General features: G+C 35.5%; 29 protein-coding genes and 1 pseudogene. 8 read left to right on the forward strand and 22 right to left on the reverse strand.

Going from position 1 to position 24,450, the window contains the following annotated elements:
- Positions 1-239: 239 nt before the first annotated feature.
- Both K332_RS0109895 and K332_RS0109900 read left to right on the forward strand, forming a co-directional pair.
- On the forward strand, positions 240-560 hold the full coding sequence (locus K332_RS0109895; protein WP_026907318.1) for a PadR family transcriptional regulator: 321 nt from the start codon (positions 240-242) through the stop codon (positions 558-560).
- Positions 538-1,326, forward strand: coding sequence for an HAAS domain-containing protein (locus K332_RS0109900; protein WP_051359418.1), 789 nt, complete (start codon positions 538-540; stop codon positions 1,324-1,326). Before K332_RS0109895 ends, K332_RS0109900 begins: the two co-directional genes overlap by 23 nt.
- Before the next feature lie 137 nt (positions 1,327-1,463).
- On the opposite strand, the gene K332_RS0109905 is transcribed toward K332_RS0109900, so the two are convergent.
- The 4 genes from K332_RS0109905 to K332_RS0109920 form a co-directional block, all read right to left on the reverse strand.
- A complete protein-coding gene (locus K332_RS0109905; RefSeq protein WP_026907320.1) occupies positions 1,464-1,643 on the reverse strand; it encodes a hypothetical protein in 180 nt (59 codons plus the stop codon).
- The gene (locus K332_RS0109910; protein WP_026907321.1) at positions 1,640-2,479 is read right to left on the reverse strand and encodes a PP2C family serine/threonine-protein phosphatase; all 840 of its coding nucleotides are present in this window, start codon (positions 2,477-2,479) and stop codon (positions 1,640-1,642) included. Before K332_RS0109910 ends, K332_RS0109905 begins: the two co-directional genes overlap by 4 nt.
- A complete protein-coding gene (locus K332_RS0109915; protein ID WP_084287900.1) occupies positions 2,466-2,927 on the reverse strand; it encodes an HIT family protein in 462 nt (153 codons plus the stop codon). The genes K332_RS0109910 and K332_RS0109915 overlap by 14 nt, the downstream gene beginning before the upstream one ends.
- A 118-nt stretch (positions 2,928-3,045) precedes the next feature.
- The gene (locus K332_RS0109920; RefSeq protein ID WP_026907323.1) at positions 3,046-3,486 is read right to left on the reverse strand and encodes an SRPBCC family protein; all 441 of its coding nucleotides are present in this window, start codon (positions 3,484-3,486) and stop codon (positions 3,046-3,048) included.
- A 225-nt stretch (positions 3,487-3,711) separates the two neighbouring features.
- Here K332_RS0109920 and K332_RS24460 point away from each other — a divergent pair, with 225 nt between their 5' ends.
- From K332_RS24460 to K332_RS0109930, 3 genes and pseudogenes are all read left to right on the forward strand, one after another.
- The gene (locus K332_RS24460) at positions 3,712-4,314 is read left to right on the forward strand and encodes a zinc ribbon domain-containing protein (protein ID WP_245604658.1); all 603 of its coding nucleotides are present in this window, start codon (positions 3,712-3,714) and stop codon (positions 4,312-4,314) included.
- A gap of 57 nt (positions 4,315-4,371) precedes the next feature.
- Positions 4,372-4,869 (forward strand): annotated as a pseudogene (locus K332_RS24465) (PrsW family glutamic-type intramembrane protease); the annotation flags it as partial.
- Between the two features lie 163 nt (positions 4,870-5,032).
- Entirely contained in the window at positions 5,033-5,473 is a 441-nt protein-coding gene (locus tag K332_RS0109930) for a hypothetical protein (RefSeq protein ID WP_026907324.1), read from the forward strand.
- A 283-nt stretch (positions 5,474-5,756) separates the two neighbouring features.
- On the opposite strand, the gene K332_RS0109935 is transcribed toward K332_RS0109930, so the two are convergent.
- Positions 5,757-6,101 (reverse strand): membrane lipoprotein lipid attachment site-containing protein, encoded by a 345-nt coding sequence (locus K332_RS0109935; RefSeq protein WP_026907325.1) that lies wholly within the window; start codon positions 6,099-6,101, stop codon positions 5,757-5,759.
- Between the two features lie 339 nt (positions 6,102-6,440).
- Positions 6,441-7,775, reverse strand: a complete 1,335-nt coding sequence (locus K332_RS0109940; protein WP_026907326.1) for an amidohydrolase family protein — start codon at positions 7,773-7,775, stop codon at positions 6,441-6,443.
- 290 nt (positions 7,776-8,065) lie between these two features.
- Between K332_RS0109940 and K332_RS0109945 the strand changes: the two genes are divergently transcribed.
- Positions 8,066-8,788 carry an Rgg family transcriptional regulator gene (locus K332_RS0109945; protein WP_245604663.1) on the forward strand — a complete coding sequence of 241 codons (723 nt, stop codon included), beginning with the start codon at positions 8,066-8,068 and terminating at the stop codon, positions 8,786-8,788.
- A 41-nt stretch (positions 8,789-8,829) separates the two neighbouring features.
- Here K332_RS0109945 and K332_RS0109950 read toward each other — a convergent pair whose 3' ends face one another.
- On the reverse strand, positions 8,830-9,084 hold the full coding sequence (locus tag K332_RS0109950) for a GlsB/YeaQ/YmgE family stress response membrane protein (RefSeq protein WP_026907328.1): 255 nt from the start codon (positions 9,082-9,084) through the stop codon (positions 8,830-8,832).
- Between the two features lie 200 nt (positions 9,085-9,284).
- Between K332_RS0109950 and K332_RS0109955 the strand changes: the two genes are divergently transcribed.
- Positions 9,285-10,448 (forward strand): hypothetical protein, encoded by a 1,164-nt coding sequence (locus K332_RS0109955; protein ID WP_026907329.1) that lies wholly within the window; start codon positions 9,285-9,287, stop codon positions 10,446-10,448.
- Between the two features lie 57 nt (positions 10,449-10,505).
- On the opposite strand, the gene eutH is transcribed toward K332_RS0109955, so the two are convergent.
- From eutH to K332_RS0110020, 13 genes are all read right to left on the reverse strand, one after another.
- The gene (gene eutH / locus K332_RS0109960) at positions 10,506-11,582 is read right to left on the reverse strand and encodes an ethanolamine utilization protein EutH (RefSeq protein WP_026907330.1); all 1,077 of its coding nucleotides are present in this window, start codon (positions 11,580-11,582) and stop codon (positions 10,506-10,508) included.
- A gap of 555 nt (positions 11,583-12,137) precedes the next feature.
- Entirely contained in the window at positions 12,138-12,566 is a 429-nt protein-coding gene (locus tag K332_RS0109965; protein WP_245604659.1) for a YbaN family protein, read from the reverse strand.
- Between the two features lie 172 nt (positions 12,567-12,738).
- Complete coding sequence (locus K332_RS0109970) at positions 12,739-13,206, reverse strand: hypothetical protein (RefSeq protein ID WP_026907332.1); 468 nt, start codon at positions 13,204-13,206, stop codon at positions 12,739-12,741.
- A 99-nt stretch (positions 13,207-13,305) separates the two neighbouring features.
- On the reverse strand, positions 13,306-14,250 hold the full coding sequence (locus K332_RS0109975) for a Gfo/Idh/MocA family protein (RefSeq protein ID WP_026907333.1): 945 nt from the start codon (positions 14,248-14,250) through the stop codon (positions 13,306-13,308).
- 10 nt (positions 14,251-14,260) lie between these two features.
- Positions 14,261-15,457 (reverse strand): DUF4085 family protein, encoded by a 1,197-nt coding sequence (locus K332_RS0109980; RefSeq protein ID WP_026907334.1) that lies wholly within the window; start codon positions 15,455-15,457, stop codon positions 14,261-14,263.
- An 18-nt stretch (positions 15,458-15,475) separates the two neighbouring features.
- The gene (locus K332_RS0109985; RefSeq protein ID WP_026907335.1) at positions 15,476-16,651 is read right to left on the reverse strand and encodes an MFS transporter; all 1,176 of its coding nucleotides are present in this window, start codon (positions 16,649-16,651) and stop codon (positions 15,476-15,478) included.
- A gap of 195 nt (positions 16,652-16,846) precedes the next feature.
- Positions 16,847-17,419: a hypothetical protein gene (locus K332_RS0109990; protein ID WP_051359419.1), complete on the reverse strand. Its 573-nt coding sequence runs from the start codon at positions 17,417-17,419 to the stop codon at positions 16,847-16,849.
- 200 nt (positions 17,420-17,619) lie between these two features.
- Entirely contained in the window at positions 17,620-17,835 is a 216-nt protein-coding gene (locus tag K332_RS0109995) for a WYL domain-containing protein (protein WP_026907337.1), read from the reverse strand.
- 85 nt (positions 17,836-17,920) lie between these two features.
- Positions 17,921-18,505, reverse strand: a complete 585-nt coding sequence (locus K332_RS0110000) for a hypothetical protein (RefSeq protein ID WP_026907338.1) — start codon at positions 18,503-18,505, stop codon at positions 17,921-17,923.
- Between the two features lie 120 nt (positions 18,506-18,625).
- Positions 18,626-19,036, reverse strand: coding sequence for a DUF3021 domain-containing protein (locus K332_RS0110005; protein ID WP_026907339.1), 411 nt, complete (start codon positions 19,034-19,036; stop codon positions 18,626-18,628).
- Positions 19,017-19,487, reverse strand: coding sequence for a LytTR family DNA-binding domain-containing protein (locus tag K332_RS0110010; RefSeq protein WP_026907340.1), 471 nt, complete (start codon positions 19,485-19,487; stop codon positions 19,017-19,019). The genes K332_RS0110005 and K332_RS0110010 overlap by 20 nt, the downstream gene beginning before the upstream one ends.
- A gap of 20 nt (positions 19,488-19,507) precedes the next feature.
- The gene (locus K332_RS0110015) at positions 19,508-20,254 is read right to left on the reverse strand and encodes an ABC transporter permease (protein WP_026907341.1); all 747 of its coding nucleotides are present in this window, start codon (positions 20,252-20,254) and stop codon (positions 19,508-19,510) included.
- 29 nt (positions 20,255-20,283) lie between these two features.
- The gene (locus K332_RS0110020) at positions 20,284-21,165 is read right to left on the reverse strand and encodes an ABC transporter ATP-binding protein (protein ID WP_026907342.1); all 882 of its coding nucleotides are present in this window, start codon (positions 21,163-21,165) and stop codon (positions 20,284-20,286) included.
- Positions 21,166-21,393: 228 nt separating this feature from the next.
- On the opposite strand from K332_RS0110020, the gene K332_RS0110025 reads away from it, so the two are divergent.
- Complete coding sequence (locus K332_RS0110025) at positions 21,394-23,157, forward strand: beta/alpha barrel domain-containing protein (RefSeq protein ID WP_026907343.1); 1,764 nt, start codon at positions 21,394-21,396, stop codon at positions 23,155-23,157.
- Positions 23,158-23,243: 86 nt separating this feature from the next.
- On the opposite strand, the gene K332_RS0110030 is transcribed toward K332_RS0110025, so the two are convergent.
- Entirely contained in the window at positions 23,244-23,516 is a 273-nt protein-coding gene (locus K332_RS0110030; RefSeq protein ID WP_281170916.1) for an amidase family protein, read from the reverse strand.
- A gap of 64 nt (positions 23,517-23,580) precedes the next feature.
- Positions 23,581-24,450, reverse strand: an 870-nt coding sequence (locus K332_RS0110035; protein ID WP_026907345.1) for a transposase, incomplete at its 5' end; no start/stop codon positions are given.

The following is a 24,450-nucleotide window of genomic DNA, read 5'->3' on the forward strand; positions in this document are numbered from 1 at the left end:
ACCCTTATAGCTTAATCATAAAGCAAAATCACAAGAATAAACTTGACCTAGATCAAGTTTCTGGTGCCTGTCACTCCCCGAATTTTGTTTGAATTTGTCGAACGAAAAAATTACTCTTGCATTACAAGGTAAAGCATGTTACCTTTACAATATATCTTGCATTGCAAGGTATTCCTTTTAAACATAACCCTTGTAATACAAGATACTGAAAGAGGTGAACGTATTTGTCAACAACACAAATGCTGAAAGGTATTCTTAATGGCTGTATTTTAGCCATCATCAAAAACAAAGAAGTTTATGGCTATGAGCTCGCAGAAAAACTAGAAAGCTATGGATTTCAATCATTCAGCGAGGGTACCATCTACCCATTGTTAATGCGTATGCAAAAGGAAGAACTTGTTACTTCGACATTAAAAAAGTCAACAGCAGGACCTCGAAGAAAGTATTACTCACTTACACCTAAAGGTGAGATTGAACTTAAAAAATTCAAAAAGCAATGGGATTATTTACAAACCAATGTTAACAGGGTGTTAACAAATGAAGTGGAAAAACATTCATAAGGAGATGAAAAAGGTGCAAGTTGAACTTTCCCAAAAAAGTAAAAGTTTTTTAGAAAATCTACGAGTTTATCTTTTCTCTAGTGGAAAAAAGTCAGATGAAATTGAGGAAATTATTGAAGAGCTAGAGAGTCATTTAATTGAAGCAGAGCAACATGGAAAACCGATTGAGAAAATTATTGGGAAATCACCGAAAGCATACATGGAGATGGTTTCTAATGAAATGGCAATTGATTTCCGAACGTGGTTTCAATACATTGTAATCATTATTTTTGGCGCTTTCTCTTTTTCAATTTTTCAGGATATTTTAGCAGGAACATTATCTTATTCCATATTGGAAATTATCGGGCATATAGCAATTACAGGGATTTTTACTTTCTTGATTTTCCTTGTTTTTAAGTATATTTCAAGCAATGATTTTTCAAATATGATTCAGGTGGTAATTTTATCTCTGATAGGATTGGTACCCGTTGGATTATTTTTCGGATTACATTTTCTTAATAAATCGGTTGAAACACCTATAATTGAATTTGGCCAGACTGGATCACTAACCATTGCAGCAATTACATTACTTCTTATTATTGGAATTTCCCTATGGGCAAAAACAGGAATCCTTATTGCCATTGTAACGTTGTTAACATTACCTGAATACCTATTGGGGAAAACAACCCTAATTCAAGAAACTCAGCTAATACTAAGTACGATTATATCCTTTGGTGGAATTGGACTATACTTATTCATCTCAAGTATTTTGACTAAAGATAGATAAGGCTAAATCACCGTAATTTTATTTGCCACTTTCCTACTTCTATATTCGATTATATAGGAAGAAAAGTGGCATCTTAGAATATGGAAAAGTAGTCCAGTTCAAATGAACAGGACTACTCTCTCATTGTGAATATCACTTTACTCTTTTCTAGATTTATTATCAATATATCTTTCAACTACTACAATACCCAAAGAAACACCAAGCGCTACCGAAAATGCTGTAGGAACATCTAAGTCAGGTTTGAATAGGGCATTTACTATTAGATTGATGATGAAAAAAGATAAAAAGTATAGTAAAAATTTATAAAGCCACTTCATGATTTTTTCCCACCTAATAATAAATCTGGATCATTACTTGGTATTGTTACATCCTTATCTATAGTCACATCCCAAGAAATAATTGTTGTACTATCTCTGACATTATTTTCTTTAATAGTACCCAGTAACGTCTTAACTCCATGACTAAGCTCATGGTTCATCATTACATTGTAAACATCGATAGGGTTAGAAAATGGCTCATTTGGACACTCCACCAGTCCATCCGTCGTTAACAAGATACGGTTCAAACCATTTCTTAGCTCCCTAACACCGCTGCTATAGCAAGGCACCACTTGATCAAATGTGTTAACTTGTCCGACCCATTCAAAGAATTGCCGTTGATTTAACTGATATTGTCCAAGCTTGGCAAGCTCCGGATGAAACACATAAGAAATGCAGTCTCCTATCGAAAACCACCAAACATACTTGCCCATTCTTAATAAGATTAAACAAGCAGTCTCACCCTTAATTTTGCGACATTCTGAAAGAAACTTCTTTTCTTGAAACAGGTGTAATATAGTTTGTTGGATTTCTTTCAAGGCATGAGCACAGGTACAAGATAATAGATTTTCAATTGTTTCTTTATATTTCATAAATTGACGTATTACTAATTCCGTACTCTCTGCGGAATTATGCGCATCCAAAATGACAGCAAACTCCCATTTCCGCTCCCTATCACCCCACACCAGACAACCATCTTCATTTTTAAATTGACCAGCAGTTGAATTACCACCAAAAAGCCCAATAGATATATGGTTTAAATGTTGAATGCTTATGTTGTCTACAAAGTTTTCTTGGCTTCCTACCCAAGAGAATTCACTATTAGCATTTTCCATTTTGGTTATTCTCCAAATAATCTTTCAAACGATTACATAGATCAATTACATCGTTGTTATCACCCATCAGCGCATTTTTCCAATCATAAACAGCCATTGGTCCCCAGTATTCTTCTGGAGTATTCGGATAACGAGCTACTAGGTGCATGTGCAAATGTGGAACTGAATTTCCTGAAACAAGGGAATAGACATGTTCTGCCCCTTCAGAATCTATTAAGGCTTTACTAACTTGAGCCATCATGACTCCAAATGCTTTTGCTTCTTCTTCTGTCATATCACCGAGGGTTGGCGCATGCCTTTTCAAATCAATCATCACATGACCTAGATAGTTTGGCATTCCATTCTTATCAATATGTCCAACGTACACATAATCATCTTCATAGATTGTTACTCCTGAAGTCTCTATAGCTCCAGCATGTTTATTACAAATGAAACAATCGTTCCCCATGTAATCCCCTCCCATATCCTCTCATCCTTAAAAAGATAAATTATGAAAATTATATAGCATTAAGTAAATGTAGGGAAGACTTTCATGAAATATTTCGAATAATAACAAAGAAAGATTATTAATGTATTAACGACGCTCTCAAATCGTTAACATCGTGCTCTAAATAACTTTTAAGGCAAGATAACATATACACCCATCCTTCTTTTTGTCCTAGCATCTTGCTTATGACTTCAGGGTCTTCCTCTTTTAGACCTGACTCATTAATTTCAATGATTGTACTTTTTTCGTCAGATCCTTCTAGACTGATTGTTACAACTGTTTCTTTATCTTTTTCTCCCCAAGAAAATACTATTTTCCTATTTTCTAGAACTTCTAACACATTTATTGCACCTTCTGCCCCATATTCCTCATATCTCAATACAATTTTCTTTCCAGCTTCCCATCTTTCCGAACTAGAAGAAAACCAGTAATTCCCAATTTTAACTGGGTCAATTAAAGCTTCAAAAACAGTTTTAGCAGATTGGTTTATTTTCATTTTTGTAGTTATTTGAGTATCCATAACCATATCAACACCTTATCTTTTTTCCTCATTCTATACTATAACTACCTTTTGGGAAATTACTATCAATAGTTGTTCGAGAATAATCTCTATAACCCTCTCCCTTGGATCTGAATCCTTCATTGAGATCACTCGAAATACAGACATAAACATTTCATAATCCCAATATAATGTACTTAGCCCATACATAGGGAGTTAAGCCTAATTAGTTAGGAGGAGAACTATGTGTTTTGTACAAATTGTGGAAATAAGTTAATTAGTGAGAGCAGATTTTGTTCCTCCTGCGGTAATCTGATTATCACACAGAAAGAAAATACGAAAGTGCAACTAGCTACTGAAGATGCACCGGAACAATCTACTACTGAGGAAAAACAAACTACTACCAAAAACATTCAAGAACAAATGAAGGGAACTTTTCTAAATGCGACTGGAAAAATAAATGCCATGTTAGGTGAACAAGGTAATTTTGATTTGAACTTACGGGATGTTTTTTCGGCTGTCTTTAAAAAACATACAAAGGAAGAAGGAGAAACACTTTTTATAACGGGTACCAAGCAAACCACACCCAAAAAACATGAAATATCAACTTCTTGGCCAAAGCCATGGCTTTTTTCCCGCGTATTATTATTTTTTGTAATTACCTATGTTCTCCTTTATATATCCACTTTTTCCTTTCAAAATATTAATGCACTGCCCGGTCTGATTATTATTGGTTCATTTGCTGTTCCCGTTTCTTTATTAATCTTCTTTTGGGAAACAAATGCACCCCGGAATATTAGTTTTTATGAAATAGCAAAAATGCTACTTATTGGCGGGGCTGGCTCATAAGTAGTAACATTATTTCTTTTTTCATTTCTACCAGTCTATGAACTAGATTTTTTTGGAGCTATTATTGTTGGAGTAGTAGAGGAAGTTGGAAAACTAGTAATCATTATATATTTTATTAAACAATTAAATTCAAAGTTTATTTTAAATGGATTGTTAATCGGGGCAGCAGTTGGTGCAGGCTTTGCAGCGTTTGAATCGGCGGGTTATGCCCTTCGTTTTGGCCTTATGTATGGTGATGCGTTAATGTTGGAAGTGATTTTCAAAAGAGCATGGATAGCTATTGGAACTCATTCCATCTGGGCAGCAATTGCAGGGGCTGCATTAGTTTATGTAAAAGGAAATGCCCCACTTCAGTCCAATCATTGTTATGATAAAAAGTTCCTCAAGCTATTTGCTGTCCCAGTCGTTTTACATGCAATTTGGGATATGCCATTATACTTTCTTCATAAATTTAATATACTGTTTATCATTCTAATTGTAATTGGATGGGTATTTATTTTCACACTAATTAATGCTGGGCTTAAACAGATTGTCCGAATAAATATGAGAGAATAGTTTGTTTTGTGGTGCCTGTTGTTTTGTGGTGCCTGTCACTCCCCGGATTTTGTCATTATTTGTCGATTATATAAGTCTTTCAATTACAATCTATTAGTCAATTTGCAATCGAAACATTATTCTATGGTACTATTAAACAAATAAAACTGTAGGGGGAATTTACATGATAGCATCTATTACACTATGGGAAGCTTATTTGATCGAGTCTTTACGCTCAAGAGGAATGGATAATGCTACATTACTTAACTGTATTGAAAAAAATGATATTAAAACACTAAACGACTTTGATGATGCCTTTGATCATACAGATTTAATACTAAACAATAACACCGACGCAATTAAATTAGCAATTAACTACAATTATAAGGTTAAATTTATCACGATTAACGGAGTAAAGAATTTAATGGGAATGAAGTTCGATCTCGTTGCAGGAAGAGACTTTCAAATGGATGAGACCAAATTCTACAATGTTCCATTAACCAATGAACAAATGAAAACTTTAGACACCATGATTTCCCCACTATGGAAGATGGTGAATGTCTTACCAGAAGATGTTAAAGTTAAAGTTGATATTATTCACTCGGCTGAAGTCGTACATTCTTAGTTAATAGATTGTTATCACTACTTTAAAAGTATCCATAAAATCCACTTCAGTCTAATTTACTGAAGTGGATTTGTTATTATCCATACTTTTCAGATGAACAACAGTAATTGACCATTCGACAAATTCCGAGTTATTTCGGGAAGTGACAGGCACCTTGCCTTGGCTGTAAGCATGCTGCCTTTCATGAATGTGAACATCTAGCTAAAGAAGTTGACTACCAGAATGAACCATTCGTTTCACCAAGATGATTAGAGGGAGATCTTTCCTCTCCCTCCTTTTTCTATCATTCCTCATTGACTTGTAGTCTGATAAGGTGTTCTACTTTCTCATTATCTTTATTTTTCACTAACAATATCCATTCTCCACTCGTTGGTAGCGATGCTTCTCCTGAGTAGGTTCCATCACCATTGTCAGTAAAAGGGACATCGATTACTTCACTGTCCTCCAAATCAATTTCTCCACTCAATGTTAGCCCAGTAACAACTTCTTCATTATCTTCAGCGGCTAAAACAATTTCTGTTACCTCTCCATCTTTATAAGTCGGATTATTTTCAACCGTAAAAGTTAAGTCACTGCCTCCACAACCCGCTAGGAATACTAATACTAGGATTATTATTATTTTCTTCATCTGTTATACCCTCCATTTTTTCTAAGAAACAACATGACGATGTATTTATGCTTTATTTACATTTTACACCCTGGAGTGACATGCTTAACATTAGCAGAGTAAGTTTCACTTTATTGTCATAAAGGTATGTCCGTGAACCTTTTCTTTGAAACCACATCTGAAACGCTAGAATGCAACAATAAAGTGAAACTTCAATCAGTGGGTGTTTTTGTACTTCCCCCACTTATAATTCTTGAATTTCACTCGAATTCCTCTCTTTTAGGGTCTTACAGCCAGTTAACCTGCGATAAACCCTGCACTTATTTAGTTTAATAACTGCGGGGCTTGGTAAATTCTTTGTTAGCTCACTTCAACCGTTTCCCATTCTTTCATAAATTGTTCTATCTGCTCATGGATATACGCATCACTTGGAACATGACTTAATATTTCCTCCTGGCTATATACCTTACCACCCTTCACAATAGTATGGATATCTTGAGTATGTTTAATATTTTCTAATGGATTCTCATTTAAAATAACGAAATCAGCAATGTTTCCCTCTTTAATAACTCCAATATTATTCAGATGAATGGACTTCGCTGCATTGACGGTTGCTGCTTGTAAAGCTTGCATTTCTGTAAAGCCAATTTCTACAAATATTTCTAGTTCTCGATGTAAAGCCATCCCTGGGTACGTATAAAGCAATGCTGGCGTATCCGTTCCAGCAACCACGGTCCCTCCTATGTCAAAGTAAGTCTTTGCAATAGCTTTAGTAAGATTATTTATAATAACAGTCCTTCCTTTAATAGCCTTTTCCAGTTTCTCTTGCTGTTTCCATTGCTCCACAAGATTCGTAAGGTTTCCAATAGCCTCTATCACTTTATTATCCGGTGACCATATAGTAGGAAAACTCATCCCCTGATCGAATAAAACCATTGTTGGGCAAAGTTTAACATTATATTCTAGCATTTTTTCACAAAGTTCTTTAATTTTTTTTTGGTCTGGTTTTTCCCAATTTATATGACCCCACTCTTCTTGGTCTACTAGTGGACTCCAACCTTTATATAGCTCTTGCGCAAATCCAGATGCATGTTCAAACCAAGTAACTCCTGCTTTAGCAGCATCTAATGCAGTTAGTTCTTTTGAATTTATTAAATCAATGGACAATTCCAAGCCATATTTCTTTGCTTCATCAATTGAAGCTTCCATAACCTCTCTTTTAATCCATCCATATAATTTAATAAATTTCGCCCCAACTTCCACTTGTCTACGAACTTCTTTTCTAGCTTCTTCTGGATTATCTGTTACTAAATTGCCGTAGCTTGTCTCTCCCCATTGTCCAGGTGTTCCGTCAATCATTCTGTCAGCGGTATATACCCTAGGTGTCGGTGCATTATCTGGTTTCTGAATTAAACTTTTTAATGCCAACACATTCCCTGCCGTGTTTCGAACTGTCGTAACCCCAGATGCTACGAAATGTGGTGCATAGCCCTCATTAATATGACAATGCATATCGATTAAGCCCGGGATAATATATTTTCCTTCTGCATCGATTGTTTCTATTCCCTCTAGCAAAACTTCATCCTGTTTTATCATTCTTTTAATCTTATTTCCTTCTACTTCAATTGCTCCTACAAAAGATACTTCATTCTCCACATCGATAATTGTTCCATTTTTAATTAATAATTTTTTCATTTTCTTTTCCCCCTTAACGTAGTTTAACTGTATTTTTATTCTAATTTTATTGTATATTGATTAAAACGATTGCTTTTAAAAATTGTCATATAGTGGAATTTAATATTTCTGGGGGAATAAAAATGATGGTAGAGTATGGTAAAACGCTAAGGATGATACGAAAATAAAAAGGGATAACCTTAAAAGTATTAGCAGATGGTGTCTGTTCTGTTTCTTTTCTATCGAAGTTTGAACGAGGTGATTCGGATATAACACTTGGTCTGATGACAAGACTACTTGAAAACTTAATGATGAACTTTGATGAATTCTTATATATACATAACGACTTTCACCACGACAAACTGGACAATTTTTTTCAAACTGCCAGGAATGCCTATTTAAATAGAGATGTGAGACAACTTAAGCAATTAAAAAATAGTCAACTAAAAAAGTGGAAGCAATATAGCGTGGAAACTTATCATTATAATGCTTTATTCATTAAAGTATTTGAAAGTATTGTAGATCATAAATATATTGACGAAGGAGTACAAGAAAATGATATTCGACTCCTTTCCGAATATTTATTTCGGGTTGAGGTATGGGGATATTATGAATTAAAGCTTTATAATGGAACGCTACTATTACTTCCACCAGATATGGTTATCCTGCTTTCTAGAACCGCATATGAGAAAAGTAGTCGTTTTAGGGATTATAAACGAGTAAATGATGAAATCACCGCTGTTCTCTTTAACACGATTATATTTTTACTTGGATCTGTTAATCGATTTCACGAAGAATTTACATACCAGAAGGAGATTAGCGAATTTTTTTCTATTCTTGAAGCAATTGCACTCCCTGAGAGAAATCTCTTAGAAAGAGTAAATCTATTAGAGCTTAAAGGTGCCTATGAAATCAGAACTGGAAACATAGAGGAAGGTACTATCAAAATAACACAAGCTATTCAAATCTTAAAGGACCTGAAATCTACAAGGCTGGCTAATAATATCGAACAATATCTTCAGCAAATTGTATAGAAAAATACCCAATTCAGCATAAGAATTGGGTATTTTCACATTTATGTTGCCTTCCTTGCTGCCCTCATAATTAAGCTAACTACAAAAATTAAAATAATTGCTCCGATAAGTGCAGGGATAATGAAATATCCACCAATTTCTGGCCCCCACTCGCCAAGTAACATGGAGCCAATCCAAGCTCCAATAATACCAGCTATAATATTTCCAATAACCCCACCTGGGATATCTTTACCAACGATTAGACTACCAATCCAGCCGAGAATCCCTCCGACAATTAAGCTCCAAATGAAACTCATAAAGTGTTCCCTCCTAAAGGTGATAGATTTTTTAAAGCTATTATATATGTTTCCAAAAGTGGGACAACTTAAACATTCTCTCAGAAAAAGTTCATTAATAATGAGGTTACTGAATCCTTTTATGAATCAATTACGTATGAATTTATAATAGAAAAATAACAAATACATATGGTTGCAGGGCAAATAGGGGGCTATATAACATGAGTAAACACACTATTTTTAAACTGGGGCTAGTCTTGTTAATATGGGGACTTATTGTTTTAACTGGATGTAGTGATAGTGAAAAAGCTAGTAAAAATGTGGAAAACGAAGAAGCAAATAATGAAAACAGCGTAATCATGGATGAACAAAAGGAAGAAGAATCTGATTTAAAAAATTCAAATAGCATCTTAGAAGGACTCTTTAAGGATTATCAAGAAGAAGGGGAAAAGTGTAAGACAGTTGACGATACAATCGAACGGGGAGATTGCTTTCAAGTTGCCAACTCCAATCAACTAAACTGGTATATTGATGATTCAAAAGAACTCTTCTATTTTCCATTCCAACGAGAACAAGAGCATTGGCAAAATGTTATCTATTTTGAGATCGATGATGCAGACGAACTTAGCGAAATTAGACATACTGTTAATTATGAAAATTACCTAGAAAAAGGGAATTCCGAAGCACACATTGAGTATGGTGCTTCACTATTAGAAAATTATTGGTATGTCTTTTCTAATATTATCCCCAAAACATATCGACAGGATCTAGGAAGCATCGCTTGGGCAGATACTGGTAACGATTATGTCTTTGCAGTTGGGAGAGACCATGAGAATGTGCAGGAGTTGCAACTTATAATTTCTCATAACTTTGGGGAGTATAAAACGGCATTAAAAAAAACATTAATTCATGAGTTTGGTCATATGTTAACCTTGAATGATAGTCAAGGGAAGGTAGATACAGACCTGTTTTTTTCAGACAATGAAGCAGAGTGGGAAGCAGCTGAGGAAGCATGCCCAACTATTTTATTTTGGGGTTGTATGGAAGAATCCAGCTATTTAAATCAATACTACTTATCATTCTGGGAAGATATTAATACGGAATATGAAGAAATCGATTGGGAATCAGAAGATCACTATAAAAACTTCTTCTTTAAATATGAGGACCGGTTCTTCAATAGCTATCAAGGCACAAACCCAGTAGAAGATATTGCCGAAGCATTTACCATTTTTGTCATGATGAATTCTAATGACCTAGAAGGAAAAACTGAAATAAAATACGAGAAATTGGAATTCTTCTACCAGTATGATGAATTGGTGGAATTACGGACGATGATTTTAGAAAATATGTATGACTTAGTCATAGCTGATCAAGAGTTTTATTAAATGATAAAAGGACAATCACTCAATAGTACTAAAGTTGAGTGATTGTCCTTACCATTTTTAGATTTCTTTTCTAGTCAACACAATTGCTAACAGTACCGCACTAATGCCTCCAACTAATTTTCCTATAATCATAGCAAATACAATTTCTTTGTTAATTCCAGCAACAAATCCTAGATGACTCCCTAATACAAATGCTCCACTTACCGCAAAGGCAACATTGATAACTTTTCCTCTAGGATCCATATCCTTCAATATGGCAAACATAGGAATATGATGTGCCAAGCTTGCTATAATACCAGCTGTTGAAATATCACTAATTCCTAATAACTCACCAATTTTTTTCAGTGGTTTTTTTAGAATGATAGATATTACAGATACTAATGGAAATGCTCCTGCCAGAAAAACAGCGATCATTGCAACAATCTCCACTCCCTCACTTAGAGGGGTGAGATTAGGAATAACAACAATACCCGTAATAGTTTCTATACTTATTGCAACTAGTCCAACGATTGCAATAATTTCAATTCCTTTCGCAAAAATAGAGAATCCAGCAATCATCTTTGCTGTATATTTAACTAATCCAATTGAGATTAGTATGGATAAAATAATCGTTGGAATAAGGTTTTTTACTATCATTAGTAGATCAAATCCAGCCACTAGCCCTCCAACTAAACAACCAATTGGGACCGTTATTAAGCCTAATAAAATTCCTTTCGCAAAAAATGGATGATCTGCTTTCTCAATAATGCCAAGCCCCACAGGGATTGTAAATGCGATAGTCGGACCCATCATTGTCCCTAAGAATACCCATGCAAATAATTCCGCTTGCTCACTTTGTGACATCTCTATTGCTAATGAATAACCACCCATATCCAAGGCCAGAATGGTATTCGGAAATGAGGCAGGGTCTGCACCAATTAAGCCATAGATTGGCGTAATAATAGGTGTTAGTATATTAGCTATGACCGGTGCTAATGAAATAATCCCCACCATAGCCAGCGTGAGAGAACCCATCGTCATAAATCCTTCTGTAAAACGATTACCTATTCCCCATTTGTTGCCCAATAGCTTATCTATGGCCCCTAAACAAAGAAATCCTATTACAATGTATACAATAATATCGTTAATTCCCATTTTAATTCTCCATCTTATGCATTAATTAATACTACTAAACTTACCATTAACTTCATTTTTCGTAAAACAAAGAACACTCCTAGGGATTAGAACGAGCCTATAAACTAAACATTTCCTATGAACAAAAGCGCAAGCGCCCGGTTAGGGACTACGGACTGGACTGAGCCGTAGGAGATAAAGGAAACACGACGACCGTAGGGAGTCGATGTTGACTTATCGTACGAAGGCGAGGGAAGTCTCGCTAGTCCCTGGGCGCTGGAGCTGGACGTGGCTGTTCCTGCACAAGAACTTAATAAAGCCAAAACTTTATACTTTCTTATCTTTTTAGAAAAATTCACATTCGCTCGTCCTATAGTGAAGCAATTACTTGTGATACTTCCATGAGAGACTGCCCTATTTGACTTCATGCAGCTTTGCGAGAAGAATTACTTTCTCGAAGTATCTTAAGGACGACGATCACTCTTTTTGTTAGTTTTTCTATACGTGCGGTAATTTTTTACTTTCTTAACTATAAAAAAAAGACCTCACAAGTAAAAAACTTGTGAAGTCTCCATATTAATTCACCGATTCCCTTAAAGCAGCTCGTATAATCTTTGCCTCTTCTGGTGTAACCGTCTTAATTTTCTTGATGAAGTACCAATGCTTGATAATACAAAGAATAATCATAATTACCTTCACCAAGATAATATCTATATAAATAACTGAAAACAAAATAAAGGCATCTGCAATCAGGTTAATACGAATCTTTTCCTTTCTTGTCATACCTTTATTTTCACGGATTCTAACTACGTATTCTTTATAGAAGGAGGTACTTTTAAACCAGTTCTCCACCCGCTTCGAGCTTTTTCCAAAACAAAAAGCTGCAAACAAGAAAAAAGGCCCACCTGGAATGACAGGAAGTACCACACCAGCAACACCGAAACCAAACGAAATAAAGCCTAGTACAACAAAAATAAAACTCTTTATATTTTTTATGGTAATCACCTTACCTTATATGTTAATCTCTTACGCAAATCCAGTAACCTATTATATATTCCTACTATACAATTGTACAACGGAACTACTATTTAATCAAAAGATGGGCATAATCATCATACTATATTCTCAAAATCATAGTTTAATGTATGTCCATGTAAAAAGATTCTGTTTTACTGCATCAAGCAACTTTTCTAAACTTCTCATATAGTGTCTGAAAACCATATAAAATATAAGATTTGTAGTGCAAATATAGGAAAAACTGCAAATGACCTAATTTCCTTAAGCTGATAATCTTCATTTTCTTAAAAATATCTATGAATACAAAAGCAAAAAGACCATCTGAAATTACATTTAACGATGTGAATTTATTAAAATTACCAAAGGAATACTTTAGAATCCAAAGTGAAAGCGGCATATATGGTCCGACACTAAAGGGGAGCTCATCTTTCCAAAATGATTTCTTCTTATCATAAAATTTCCACCAATTTCGTCTATGACCGTAAACATGATTCAGGATTTCAAAGACGACAATAAAAATCCCAGCAAAGGAATAGCGTTTTAAATTCTGTTTCCCTATAAATAGTAAGGACAACCACGGAATAATAATAATGGCTAAATTGAATAGTAAATGTCTTTTGGTTATCATTTTTGGCTCGCTCCCTATATATTGAACTCTTTATTTAAGATAACCAAAAGAAATGAAACAATCCCATCAATATTTAATATCGATAGGATTGTTAACTTCTTATTTTTTTCTTAACTGTTCCAACACTAGCTGTGCTTTTAACCCTACTTCAAAGTCATAGATTTCAGCTGGATCTCCTTTTAACGCTTTTACCAATTCGTTAATTAAACTAATTTGTGGTACAGATTCCATTGGAATTTCTTTTAATGGTTCCCCATTCTTTCCACCTTTTAATTCACCCCAATTATCAAGTGTAAGAACCCCATCTGAACCATAAGCAGTAAATCCAATATATTCATTACCTGAAATTTGACTAAGTCCTTCAATTAAAATCGGTGTCCCGTCCTCCAGTTCAGCTGTAGCAATAATCCCAGTTTCACATTTTTGGGGATCATCCGGAAATTCTAATTGAGATTGAATATTTTTGATGTTGCCGAATACTTTCAGGATTTGTTGGATAAAATGAACACCTACTTCAAGCACAAACCCACCTTGCTCACGTCCCCCTACCCAATCATTCTTTTGCCAAAGACGTGGCCAATCTGGGAAGTGCATGGTAATCTGCAATCTACGAAGTTTTCCCACATAATCCTGCTTAATCAATTCTGCAAATTTAGTTGGAGCTTGCTCATAATTAAGCGGGAAGTTCATGGCATGTATACTATTTGCCTCCCCGGCAGCTTTTAGCATTTCTTCTGCTTCTTCAACTGAGTTTGCAAGTGGCTTTTCACAGAGAACATGCTTTCCAGATTGGATAACATCCAGTACGATTTGATGATGTAATTTAGGTGGTACAGCGACATAAACAAGATGGACATGATCATCTTCTAATAATTTCTGATAATCTGTGTATGTATGAACATCACTAAGTTCACCTGCCGTTTTTGTTACAAGTGATTCTAAACGGTCACAGATTGCTAGAATCCTTACTTCCTTATGTTCTTTAAATTGTTTAATCAATCGTTGTCCAATAGCACCTAGTCCAATAATCCCAATTTGTATCATCTTTTTCCCCCTAATCTAATAACGTGTGATATTTTTTAATAATACCGTCTGTCAAAATACCTTCTTGATAGAAAAAATCTACAAAAATAGATAACATCATTTCGTTTTCTTCTGTTATCTCTGTCCTACTTAACACATGATTGATAATATCTGCTAATTGCGTTGGACTTGCATACATCGTATTCCAGGCACGAACCTGTAATTCCAAATCCTCACCAAGTGCTGCCGTTTCTAATTCTTCAACAGGCAAAGGCTCCTCAAATTGTTTATACGGATTTTCAAACGTATCCGTATAAATGAGACTTATCGGGTTAATTTGCTCCTGATCATAATTGTAACATTCACTCTCAATTTTAATGGTGAATTCATTCGTCCCAAACGCTATTGTTCCATTCTCTAATCTGATATCTCCGTCAATAGATTCTATCGCACAAATGGTATGTGGTGTTATAAACCAATAACGATGATCCGTATTTAACTTGGAAAGGTATTCTGTTATCGAAGTATCCTCGAGTTTATCCTCATCACGTAATGTTGTATATAAGCTTGGGCGATAGTAATATTCGGCATCCATATCCTTCATCGTAATCGTCCATTCGACATCCGGAACGTCATACAGGACACGGAAAGCAAAGCCTTCTTTTGTTTTCTGCAATTCGTTGTAGATGAACCATTGGCCAACCTGAATTGGTTCAGTTGATTCCTCAGTTATAACATCCTTTAAGATGAGGTGAATCATGGATTTAGATGTAAAACCACCATCTGTATTGATATAAAGATGAAGTGTATGATTCTCCCGTTCTATCCTTTCAATCGTTGCATCATGTAAGCTTTCCTCAAAAACTTCTTGAACTGCTTGTGGCAGGTATGTAACAGCATGATTGGTATTCTTATAAGCGGCATCTAAGATTTGTACAAATTCATTATCCTTTTCTCTCATCCACGTTAAATAATCATCCCGAACTTTTTTTGGTAGCGTTGGTTGATTTAATGTCCCATTTTCGAGGTAGGGAATGAAGCGACTTGGTAAGACCTTAATCAGATCCTCCTTCACTTCTTCTAATTCCTGTTGAAGAAAGGCTATGAGGTCTTCCCCCTCTTCCTTTGCTTCCTTCAAGGCACTTTCCCACTCCTCATCAGACTCGTGAATAGGAAGTAAGTTACAAGTTTCAAACTTTTTTCTAGCTTCTTTCGTAATGTGCCACATAATGTTCTCCCCTAATAGTTAGTTACCCGGTAATTGAGAGCGATTCGTCATGTTAGACCTAGAAGTATAAACTTGAAATAGTAGGTATGCAATCACGGATAACAACATACCAGAAATATAAGGAAATCCGATATTTATTGAGTATAAGGCTCCTCCTAATATAGGTCCAATAATTCTTCCAAGTGAATCAGAAGAAGATAAATATCCTGTTGCAACTCCATATCCTGCTTTAGCCTTCTTCGTTAATAATGATGAAACACTTGGTCTAATAACACCATTTCCAATGCCAAAAATCGCTAGAAAAATGGCTGCTGTTGTGAAATCTTGGATAAATAAAATTAATCCAAAACCAATTAAAGAAATAGAAATCCCAGCTTGAATAATAAGTGCTTCCCCGTATTTTTTCGTCCATTTACCCATGGAACCTTGAACCATCGCACTAGCTAGCCCCATAATCATGAAAGCATAGCCCAATGTGACAGCATCCATCCCTGCCTTTATAGCAGCAAAATAAGCAAATGTCGCTTCTAAACCTGCTAATGAAAGAGAAACAAAAAAGTTTAAGAAATAAAGTATCGCCATTGGACCGCTAATAGCTTGCCTCCTAGAAACCTTCACCTTTATTTGCTTATTTTCAGAGATATTTACGGATTCTCGAAGTACGAGTGCAACTAAGATTAATGTAAAGAATGAAACAACTCCTGATATATAAAACGGCATATGTAAATTTATATTTGTGAAAATCCCACCGATTGCTGGTCCACAGATAAAACCAAGACCAGTTGCAGCTCCAATAATGCCCATTCCTTTTGCACGGTCTTCTTCCGATGTAATATCCGCAACATATGCTTGGACTGTCGGCATGTTTGCGGCGGATAAAACACCACCTACGATTCTTGCTGCAAATAACATCCATAATTCTGTTGATAAAGCTAACATGAAGAAGGATAAGGAGAGACCAAAAATCCCAATCATAATAACCGGCTTACGGCCAATTCGATCCGAAATTCTTCCCCACATTGGTGCAAAGATAAATTGCATTAGCGAGTATACCGCCATTAACAATCCTAGTTCAGTAGGCGTGGCACCAAGGTCCTCCGCATAGAATGGAAGTACAGGAATAATAATTCCAAAGCCAACCATAACAAGGAACATGATGAGAAAGAGAATTGGTAGTGCTTTTTTGAGTTGCATGGTAATTCCACCCTTGAGAGTGATGCCTTATCGGACATCTTTATTTATGATACGGTAAATTTTGTATGTATAACTTTATTGTAAACCTTGTGCTTATATCTTAACAAGATTTAGACAAAAAACTAGGATATCAAGTAGGTATTCATGAATGATTCAAATAATCCCTAGTATCTTCATCATAATCAGAACATGGGTTTAATCTTCCCAGTAGAAAAAGGCATCAAAAAGCCTATATGGTGGATTTGACATTATCGTTGGTATCTCTGCTTTGAAGGGAAGGAATTGCTTAAGATCTTCTCTTTCTAAAATTTGAAAGTTAAAGCTTTCTAATTGTTTTTTGATTCCTTGAATTTCCATTTCCCAATCCCCTGGTGGCAATGTATCAACCGTGTTGTAAGAAATAAAATCACTGCTTCCCCCATTTATATGTTTAGTAACTATTCCTTCACCGAACACTGCAACCGGAGCAAGACGACATAAGTAGATTCGTATCCCCTCTATCCATTGTTCACGATCTTTCACCTGTGTAGAGCTACCATCTCTTTTCCAACAGAAACAATCTACATATGAGGCATAACCACTGCCATAATGTTCAAAGTCCGCTTCATAGGCAAGATTATTTACTCTAGCTAAGGAGCCCGCTACATGTTTTAAATAATCGTCAATAGCATTTTCATCATTTTCTTCTATATCATATGGATAAAAGTCACCAACGGTTTTCATTTCTATTATTCTTTTTATCTCGTCATTTGTGAATTGGATTGCCATTTCCCAACCTCCTAAGCATATACCTTAAATCCAATATACTGCCCATTTGAACGGGATACAACTTTAAAGTGGACATGCTTTACTATATGCTTACTTTTTCTAGTCTATAATTAATCCCAATAAAAAGAGACCTTAATAGGTCTCGTGTCACTAACAATTATTTGTAAATAGGAGCCCTAGTGGAAGGAATCTTTTTCCTATTAAGCTCCTATTCTTTTCTTGATAGGGCCAGCAGAAAGTATATTATCTACTTTGAATGTACGTACCTTATTACGCCAAAAACAAAATGCTAAAAGTAAATCATCGTTCATGGATCTAACCTGAATAATTCGTTGGGTTAGATTATTTTTACTATCAATATAGTAAATAAGAATTTTTTGTTTGTTTTCAATGGATTGTTGGAAGATACTTTTCACCTTCATCTCTCCTAAGAACATTTGTTCCCATTATATCCATTTCGGTTTATTTATGCAACCTGTTTTATTCAGAGGGATGTACAGACTAGGATTGCAAATCCACTGGGTGCCTTATTATATGTTCGCTTAACCTTCTAGTTAACTTCTCCTTCATTTCGTCAGTGAGAACAATGCAACTAATCGAGAAGAAACGTTTCTTTATGACTAGTTCATAACCAGTGTCATTCACATCCTTCGAATAACCATAATATTTATGGTTTATATCAATACGTTTAAACTCGAATGATGTTAGACTTTTCCAAGGGATAAATTCACCACCAGTTAAAATTCCATCCTCTGACAGGACAAACATATTCATTAGGTTTCGGGAGTGTATGAGTGGTAGTAACAAAATTAATAGAACGGACCACTGATCCAATTTGAAGCTTGCAGCAATAAAAAATACTACTAACAAAAATACTAAAATAATTGCATATACAATGATTCCCCATTTTTGAGCCTTATAAGTTGGAGGGTCTAACGGCTTTTCAGGGATTATTCTAATCTCCGAAACTTCATAATCATCAATTGGAAACATTGTTTTCTCATTCATTCTCCCTAGTACCTTTGCAAAGTTCACAATATGATAACCAGTTACAAGTACGTAGATTATTCCTATGATTGCATTCATTTTTTTATCACATCCTAGTAGTAGCTGATTCCTAATTATTCTACGTATTTTCTCCTTTTAACGGTTCATTTAGAAATAGTGCCTCCGCATTCGACAAATTTCGGGAAGTGACAGGCACCCCTACTCTTCTTTCTCCAAGTTAGCGTTCATGTTTTCTTCTATTTTCTTATAGTGTCGATAGAAGCAAATTGCGATTATGGCATAGATTGTGATGAATATTATGCTGGTCCATAGGATGGATGTCATATTAATTTTTACCCATCCTATAGATGTGGCGATGATTGAGAAAATGGTTATCGACATAATAAAATGAATAACGGTTTGTTTTAGAATACTCCAGTCATTACTTTCAAATATAAATGAAGACAAGCCATAATAGATACCTAGGATAAAGGAGCATAGCATATTAATCCATATCTCAGAAACGGTAGCCTCGATATTAGCAACGTGCATAAATGTTAAGACCCCAAATGTCCAAAGACCTCCAATTGCTATCCCTACCAGGCACCGTTTAATTACTTCCTTTATCATCTGACTGTCCTCCTAACGCCAACCTATTTTTGATTGGTACGACATAATTTCGTGTAATATATTCTTTATTTCCAGAGCGAAAATAAACACAAAGATTCCCATTAAATGATAACTCAAATCTTTCAATAGAATTAAGATTACCAATAACAGACTTTGAAAAGCGCATAAAATTATAAGGGGCTAGTATTTTTTCAATTTCATACAGTTTCATTCGAATTTCAACATGACGTTTTCCAATACAGGCAAAGACTTTCCTTTTTTCTGCATATACGTAATCAATGTCATTCGGATCAAGTAGAACCGTTTGATCTTCTTCCACTCCAAATAATCGCTGACTATTTTTTCGTTTAATAACGGCAATAATTTCCTCTAGTTCATCAGACCATTCGTTGGTCTGTATGGTAATCGATGGTTCTATATGTTTCTCATCAATGTCGATATTTACTTTCAATTGCTAGCCCCCCCTTGGTCCTATCCCTTTGCTTGCTTTAAGAAGTTTGGGTAACGCAAGATTGCTACTAAAAATGCTGCCAGACCAACCCCAAAGAGTATAAGCAGTATTTTCAAGAACTGCCCTCCTCCGAGAGTCCCTACCATAGCTTCTTGAAAAGCTTGATGTGCCCAATACTGCGGAAGTAATCTGCTTATTGCTTGTAGAAAATCCGGAAACATTTCCACTGGCATCCACAGTCCACTAAGCACTGCGCCACCAAGTGTGACAATCTGTGTTATTGCAATCCCCATATTAAGTGTTTTAACAATAACAGATAATGCTAATCCTAGTCCGGTTACCATAAAGGTCAAACATACCGATATCATAAACAATTGTATTGGCTGCTCAAGCGAAACATCATAAACGAATTTTCCAAATAATAATAAGATTACAATCTGTATAAATATAATATACATGTATGGAATCCATTTTCCCAATAAATAGGAATACGTAGATAGTGGTGTACTTGCTATTCTAGAAACCATCCCAATATTTTTATCTTTTAAAAGTGAATCTGTCATTGATATCATAATAAAGAAGACAAACATGATGGTATATCCTGATACAATGGATAAAATAATTGGCCTACTTTCTTCCTCATTTAATCCAGAAGTAAATACACTTATAAATAAGACAGTAAAAACAATTGGTAGTGCAAGTGTCCAAAATAGAAGACCTTTATCCTGAATACTTTTTTTAAGTTCTAAATTAATAACGGCATTCATCTGCTCTTTCTCCTCTCTCTATTAAACTCCTAATCTCGTAATTGATTCCCAGTTAGCGAAAAGAAAATATCCTCTAAACGAGGTTTTACTAGTTCTAACCGCTCTAATTCTACATTTGTTTTTTTACAATGTTGAAGAATTATTTCCATAGCTTGAAGTGGATGATTCGTTGTTACTAACTTCCCACCATCTTTATTTTTAACTGAACCAAGCCCTTCCATATTATCTGGCAGGGAATTTAGCCCTTTTACAAATATAGCAGGGACAGCATGACGATTAATAAGCATATCAATTGGACCACTCTCTATAATTTGGCCACGATCAATAAATGCTGCCTCATCACATAATTGTTCCACTTCTTCCATGTAGTGACTGGCATAAATAATCGTACGACCTTCTATTTTAAACTGTTCAATCATTTGAAAAATGTACCGACGAGATTGCGGATCAATCCCCACAGTTGGCTCATCCATAATGATCAGTTTAGGGTTATGCATGATGGCGCACCCTATATTGATTCTCCTTTTCATTCCACCTGAAAATGTACGAACCTTATCTTTTCCACGTTCTGTAAGGCCTATTTCAGATAACACTTCCTTCACACGATTTCTTAATAAATCCCCTCGCAAACCATATAACTTCCCAAAAAAGATCAGATTCTCTTGTGCTGTGACTGTTTCTTCTAGTGCAATTTCTTGAGGAACATAGCCTATTCGAAGTTTCTCTTCAGTAAATTGAACATTCCCCTTATAATCCTGAATAATGGAAGCAATAATTTTAATTAATGTTGATTTCCCTGCCCCATTCGGACCAACCACTCCATAACAAATTCCTTCTGAGATTTGTAGTGAAGCTTTCTTCAATACATGCTTGTTACCATAATACTTATCAACGCTATCAACAAACAGCAATCTTAACACCACCCTTTCATCCTTTTTTTCATTATTCCAAAAGGCCTCCTGTACTTACGTTAATTTTGTATAACATGTTGTTTTTCACGACTGAGATTGTATATATCGGCAATGAAATCCATCATGGTTTCGTAAATACAAGTTCATTTCTGCCAAGACCGCTACCCAAATACTGGATAAACCATGCTACAATAAGAGCAAGTAAAGGGAAAGGAGTTGGATTTCGTTATGCCAGATTGGTCTTACCACGGTATTTTTAAGCCATTATTAACTAAATTACCACCGACTGTATCAAGAGAATTTATCCACCGTGGAATGAACAGAATTGCATCACTTCCATTTGGCCTTGGAGCATACTTAATTAACTTTCTAGGAAGAGAAGAAAGCTCCCCTTTATTGAAAAAAGAGATGGATGGGATTGATTTCACTAATCCAGTTGGTTTATCTGGAAAAATAGACCCACTCCTTTCTGGCACAAAAGCTTTTACAAATTTAGGTTTTGGCTTTTTAGAAATTGGGCCAATTACAATAACTGAATCAGAAAAATTCACAAGCCCGGTTATAGAAACAGAAAAACCAAAAATACAATTCCCGTCAGAACCTGAATCTATCGGTATCGAAAAGACCAAAGCAAAAGTTAAAAAAGTTAAAAAGAAACAGCCTATTTTTATTCGGCTAGTTGGTAGCTATACAGAACTGGAAACGATGATACAAATGCTTGATGATTATGCAGATGCTTATATCATTGAAGCCAATTTTCCTGAATTGAGTAAAGTAACGAATAAACCTCTTTTTGTTGCTACTTCTGAGGTAGATGAGATACTGGAAGAAAGTCCATTCGCTGGAATCGTTCTGGATCATTTGGACGTGGAAGTTAATTCTATCGAAAAGGTGAAATCCCTAAGAAGGAAAGGATATCAGGGAACAATAATTACAAATGGTGGAATTGTTGAACCGGAACAAGCACTTCAATTATTAGATGTTGGTGCTGACTTAGTTATGCTATCAGGTGGATATGTTTTTTCAGGACCGGGACTACCAAAAAGGATTAAGGAAGCTCTTGTAGATCGGTTATCATATTGTCCTCCCCCACAGTCGGGTTGGCTTGCATATTGGTTATTTGGACTATTCATCTTAATCGGCGGGATTCTTGCTTTCCTATTTAGTCTGACAACGGTCATTCTCCCCTATGATGAATCTTTCTTAAAGATGGACCGTCAAGCTATCTGGTCTTTTAATGAACGGATTATGTTATTTATGGCTCATGATCGAATGACACTTGCTGGAACAATGATTTCTGGTGGAATCGTTTATATGATGTTATCTAAACATGGGGTGAAACAAGGGATTAGATGGGCCAAACAAGCTATTGACATAGCAGCAATTATCGGTTTTTTAGGCATTTTTGGGTTTATTGGTTATGGCTATTTTGATTGGCTTCACCTTATATTTTGGCTTATATTACTTCCTGTTTACTTGTATGGATTTATGAAAACAAAAGGAATTCAAGGCACCCCTTCTTCAACGAATCGAGTAAATGATTTGATTTTTAAAAGAGGTGTTTACGGACAGCTTGCCTTTGTTTTATTAGGCTTTTCCTTTGTTTTAGGTGGCATTGTCATTTCCATTATTGGGATGACATCTATTTTTGTTCCTACCGATTTACTCTATATTTGCATGTCACCTGAAATGATGAATGATTTTAATGAGAATCTACTTCCTGTTTTAGCACATGATAGGGCAGGTTTTGGAAGTGCATTACTTAGTGTTGGTTTACTGGTATTGACCTTGTCTTTATGGGGATTTCAACAAGGCAATAAATGGGTATGGTGGACATATTTAATTGGAGGACTCCCAGCATTTTGGGCAGGAATCTATATACATTTTGCTATCGGGTATACTAATTTCATCCATTTATTACCTGCATATGTTGCTTTAGGATTATATATCATTGGATTATTTTTGACGTTTCAATTTTTAAAGAAGAAGTGAAATAGATTTTACCCAATAAACTACTAAATTACAAAAGAAGCTAATCGCTGATGTTATATTGCGATTAGCTTCTTTTAAATTTCAACCTAATAGTTTGGATTATTTTTCACGTCAATCCAATCACTCGTTCCCTCTAACTCCCCCGCTAATTGATACAGTAGATTTTCATGCCCCCGTCTAGCCATTACTTGTACACCACATGGAAGACCCTCTTTTGTTACGTGCATCGGTAATGTCATTGCTGGTTGTCCGGTTAAATTAGCTAGTTGTGTAAATGGTGTTCGCATCAGACTCTTATTTGCTAGCTGCTCAACAAATCCTGTCTTTTTTAAAATATTAGCTAACCGAGTCAATTTCATAATTGCTCTTTTTAAAAATACAAACACATACAGAATTTCTAAATTGTAATTTTAAAAACAGAAATCATGCAACTTGTTGCTGATTTAATTTTGCATTTATACGGTCTGCAGCTAGTTTTGAAGCATTGTAAATAAGTGTAACCATGTCAAAATGGATTTTTGCTCGTTTTCCTGTACGATAACGAACATTGTTAAGCTGAAAGAATTCCTTAAGATACGCATTAACCCGTTCAACAGCGGTACGACGTTTGAAAATGTTTTTCCATGCCTGAGAGCCACGGGCTGGCGCGGTATACTTTCGAAGGTCTGTTGTAATCTTTATTTTGTACACCTTTTGACAGATACCTTCGTTAGCCAAAGGACAGTCACTACATTCTTTTGGCCTTATGTATTTTAACGTTTCATATTTGGCATCAAAACTATCATAACGATAAGAATGCTCTCTAAAACAAGTTGGGGCAAAGTGTTTATCAAAGCCAATAGGCTCCCCTTCGTTTTTCTTATTGTATGCAATGACAGATTGTTGTCCCATTCGATGTACCTGTTCGTATATAGCTTCATAGTCATAGCCTGCATCCATTGTTTGATAACGTAATGGGAGATGAAGGCGTTCATGAATTCCCTTCAGTAAAGGGATAGCTGCCTTAGCGTCACTTAGGCTTCCAGATGAAAAAAGGGCATGTAGAATATATTGACTAGACGTTCCAACGGCAAAATGACCTTTGTATCCAAACCAAAAAATATTCTGCCCTTCTGCGTTCTTTTTCACGCCCCATTTAGGGTCTTGAGGGACTTCAGCCCGTAGTTCAGCTAAAGGTACATCCAATTGTGCTTCGATTTTTCTGTCATATAAAGGCAAATTAGCTTCCTTTTCAGCCTGTTCCTTAAGCCACCCGTCACGCTCTTCTTTTGATTTACGACCGCGTTTTTTGGG

This window comes from Paucisalibacillus globulus DSM 18846, from assembly GCF_000482485.1.
Lineage (GTDB): Bacteria > Bacillota > Bacilli > Bacillales > Amphibacillaceae > Ornithinibacillus > Ornithinibacillus globulus.

What these genes read in the sequence shown, in the direction of transcription:
- K332_RS0109945 (WP_245604663.1), top strand. Translation starts at nt 8,066, where the DNA reads ATGAACTTTGATGAATTCTTATATATACATAACGACTTTCACCACGAC.
- K332_RS0109935 (WP_026907325.1), bottom strand. Translation starts at nt 6,101, where the DNA reads ATGAAGAAAATAATAATAATCCTAGTATTAGTATTCCTAGCGGGTTGT.
- K332_RS0110025 (WP_026907343.1), top strand. Translation starts at nt 21,394, where the DNA reads ATGCCAGATTGGTCTTACCACGGTATTTTTAAGCCATTATTAACTAAA.
- K332_RS0109915 (WP_084287900.1), bottom strand. Translation starts at nt 2,927, where the DNA reads ATGGGGAACGATTGTTTCATTTGTAATAAACATGCTGGAGCTATAGAG.
- K332_RS0109910 (WP_026907321.1), bottom strand. Translation starts at nt 2,479, where the DNA reads ATGGAAAATGCTAATAGTGAATTCTCTTGGGTAGGAAGCCAAGAAAAC.
- K332_RS0109920 (WP_026907323.1), bottom strand. Translation starts at nt 3,486, where the DNA reads ATGGATACTCAAATAACTACAAAAATGAAAATAAACCAATCTGCTAAA.
- K332_RS0109950 (WP_026907328.1), bottom strand. Translation starts at nt 9,084, where the DNA reads ATGAGTTTCATTTGGAGCTTAATTGTCGGAGGGATTCTCGGCTGGATT.
- K332_RS0110005 (WP_026907339.1), bottom strand. Translation starts at nt 19,036, where the DNA reads ATGATAAAGGAAGTAATTAAACGGTGCCTGGTAGGGATAGCAATTGGA.
- K332_RS0109975 (WP_026907333.1), bottom strand. Translation starts at nt 14,250, where the DNA reads ATGATACAAATTGGGATTATTGGACTAGGTGCTATTGGACAACGATTG.
- K332_RS0109990 (WP_051359419.1), bottom strand. Translation starts at nt 17,419, where the DNA reads ATGGCAATCCAATTCACAAATGACGAGATAAAAAGAATAATAGAAATG.
- K332_RS0110030 (WP_281170916.1), bottom strand. Translation starts at nt 23,516, where the DNA reads ATGAAATTGACTCGGTTAGCTAATATTTTAAAAAAGACAGGATTTGTT.
- K332_RS0109900 (WP_051359418.1), top strand. Translation starts at nt 538, where the DNA reads ATGAAGTGGAAAAACATTCATAAGGAGATGAAAAAGGTGCAAGTTGAA.
- K332_RS0109980 (WP_026907334.1), bottom strand. Translation starts at nt 15,457, where the DNA reads ATGTGGCACATTACGAAAGAAGCTAGAAAAAAGTTTGAAACTTGTAAC.
- eutH (WP_026907330.1), bottom strand. Translation starts at nt 11,582, where the DNA reads ATGGGAATTAACGATATTATTGTATACATTGTAATAGGATTTCTTTGT.
- K332_RS0109905 (WP_026907320.1), bottom strand. Translation starts at nt 1,643, where the DNA reads ATGAAGTGGCTTTATAAATTTTTACTATACTTTTTATCTTTTTTCATC.
- K332_RS0109970 (WP_026907332.1), bottom strand. Translation starts at nt 13,206, where the DNA reads ATGATAACCAAAAGACATTTACTATTCAATTTAGCCATTATTATTATT.
- K332_RS0110015 (WP_026907341.1), bottom strand. Translation starts at nt 20,254, where the DNA reads ATGAATGCCGTTATTAATTTAGAACTTAAAAAAAGTATTCAGGATAAA.
- K332_RS0109895 (WP_026907318.1), top strand. Translation starts at nt 240, where the DNA reads ATGCTGAAAGGTATTCTTAATGGCTGTATTTTAGCCATCATCAAAAAC.
- K332_RS0110000 (WP_026907338.1), bottom strand. Translation starts at nt 18,505, where the DNA reads ATGAATGCAATCATAGGAATAATCTACGTACTTGTAACTGGTTATCAT.
- K332_RS0109940 (WP_026907326.1), bottom strand. Translation starts at nt 7,775, where the DNA reads ATGAAAAAATTATTAATTAAAAATGGAACAATTATCGATGTGGAGAAT.
- K332_RS0109930 (WP_026907324.1), top strand. Translation starts at nt 5,033, where the DNA reads ATGATAGCATCTATTACACTATGGGAAGCTTATTTGATCGAGTCTTTA.
- K332_RS0109985 (WP_026907335.1), bottom strand. Translation starts at nt 16,651, where the DNA reads ATGCAACTCAAAAAAGCACTACCAATTCTCTTTCTCATCATGTTCCTT.
- K332_RS0109955 (WP_026907329.1), top strand. Translation starts at nt 9,285, where the DNA reads ATGAGTAAACACACTATTTTTAAACTGGGGCTAGTCTTGTTAATATGG.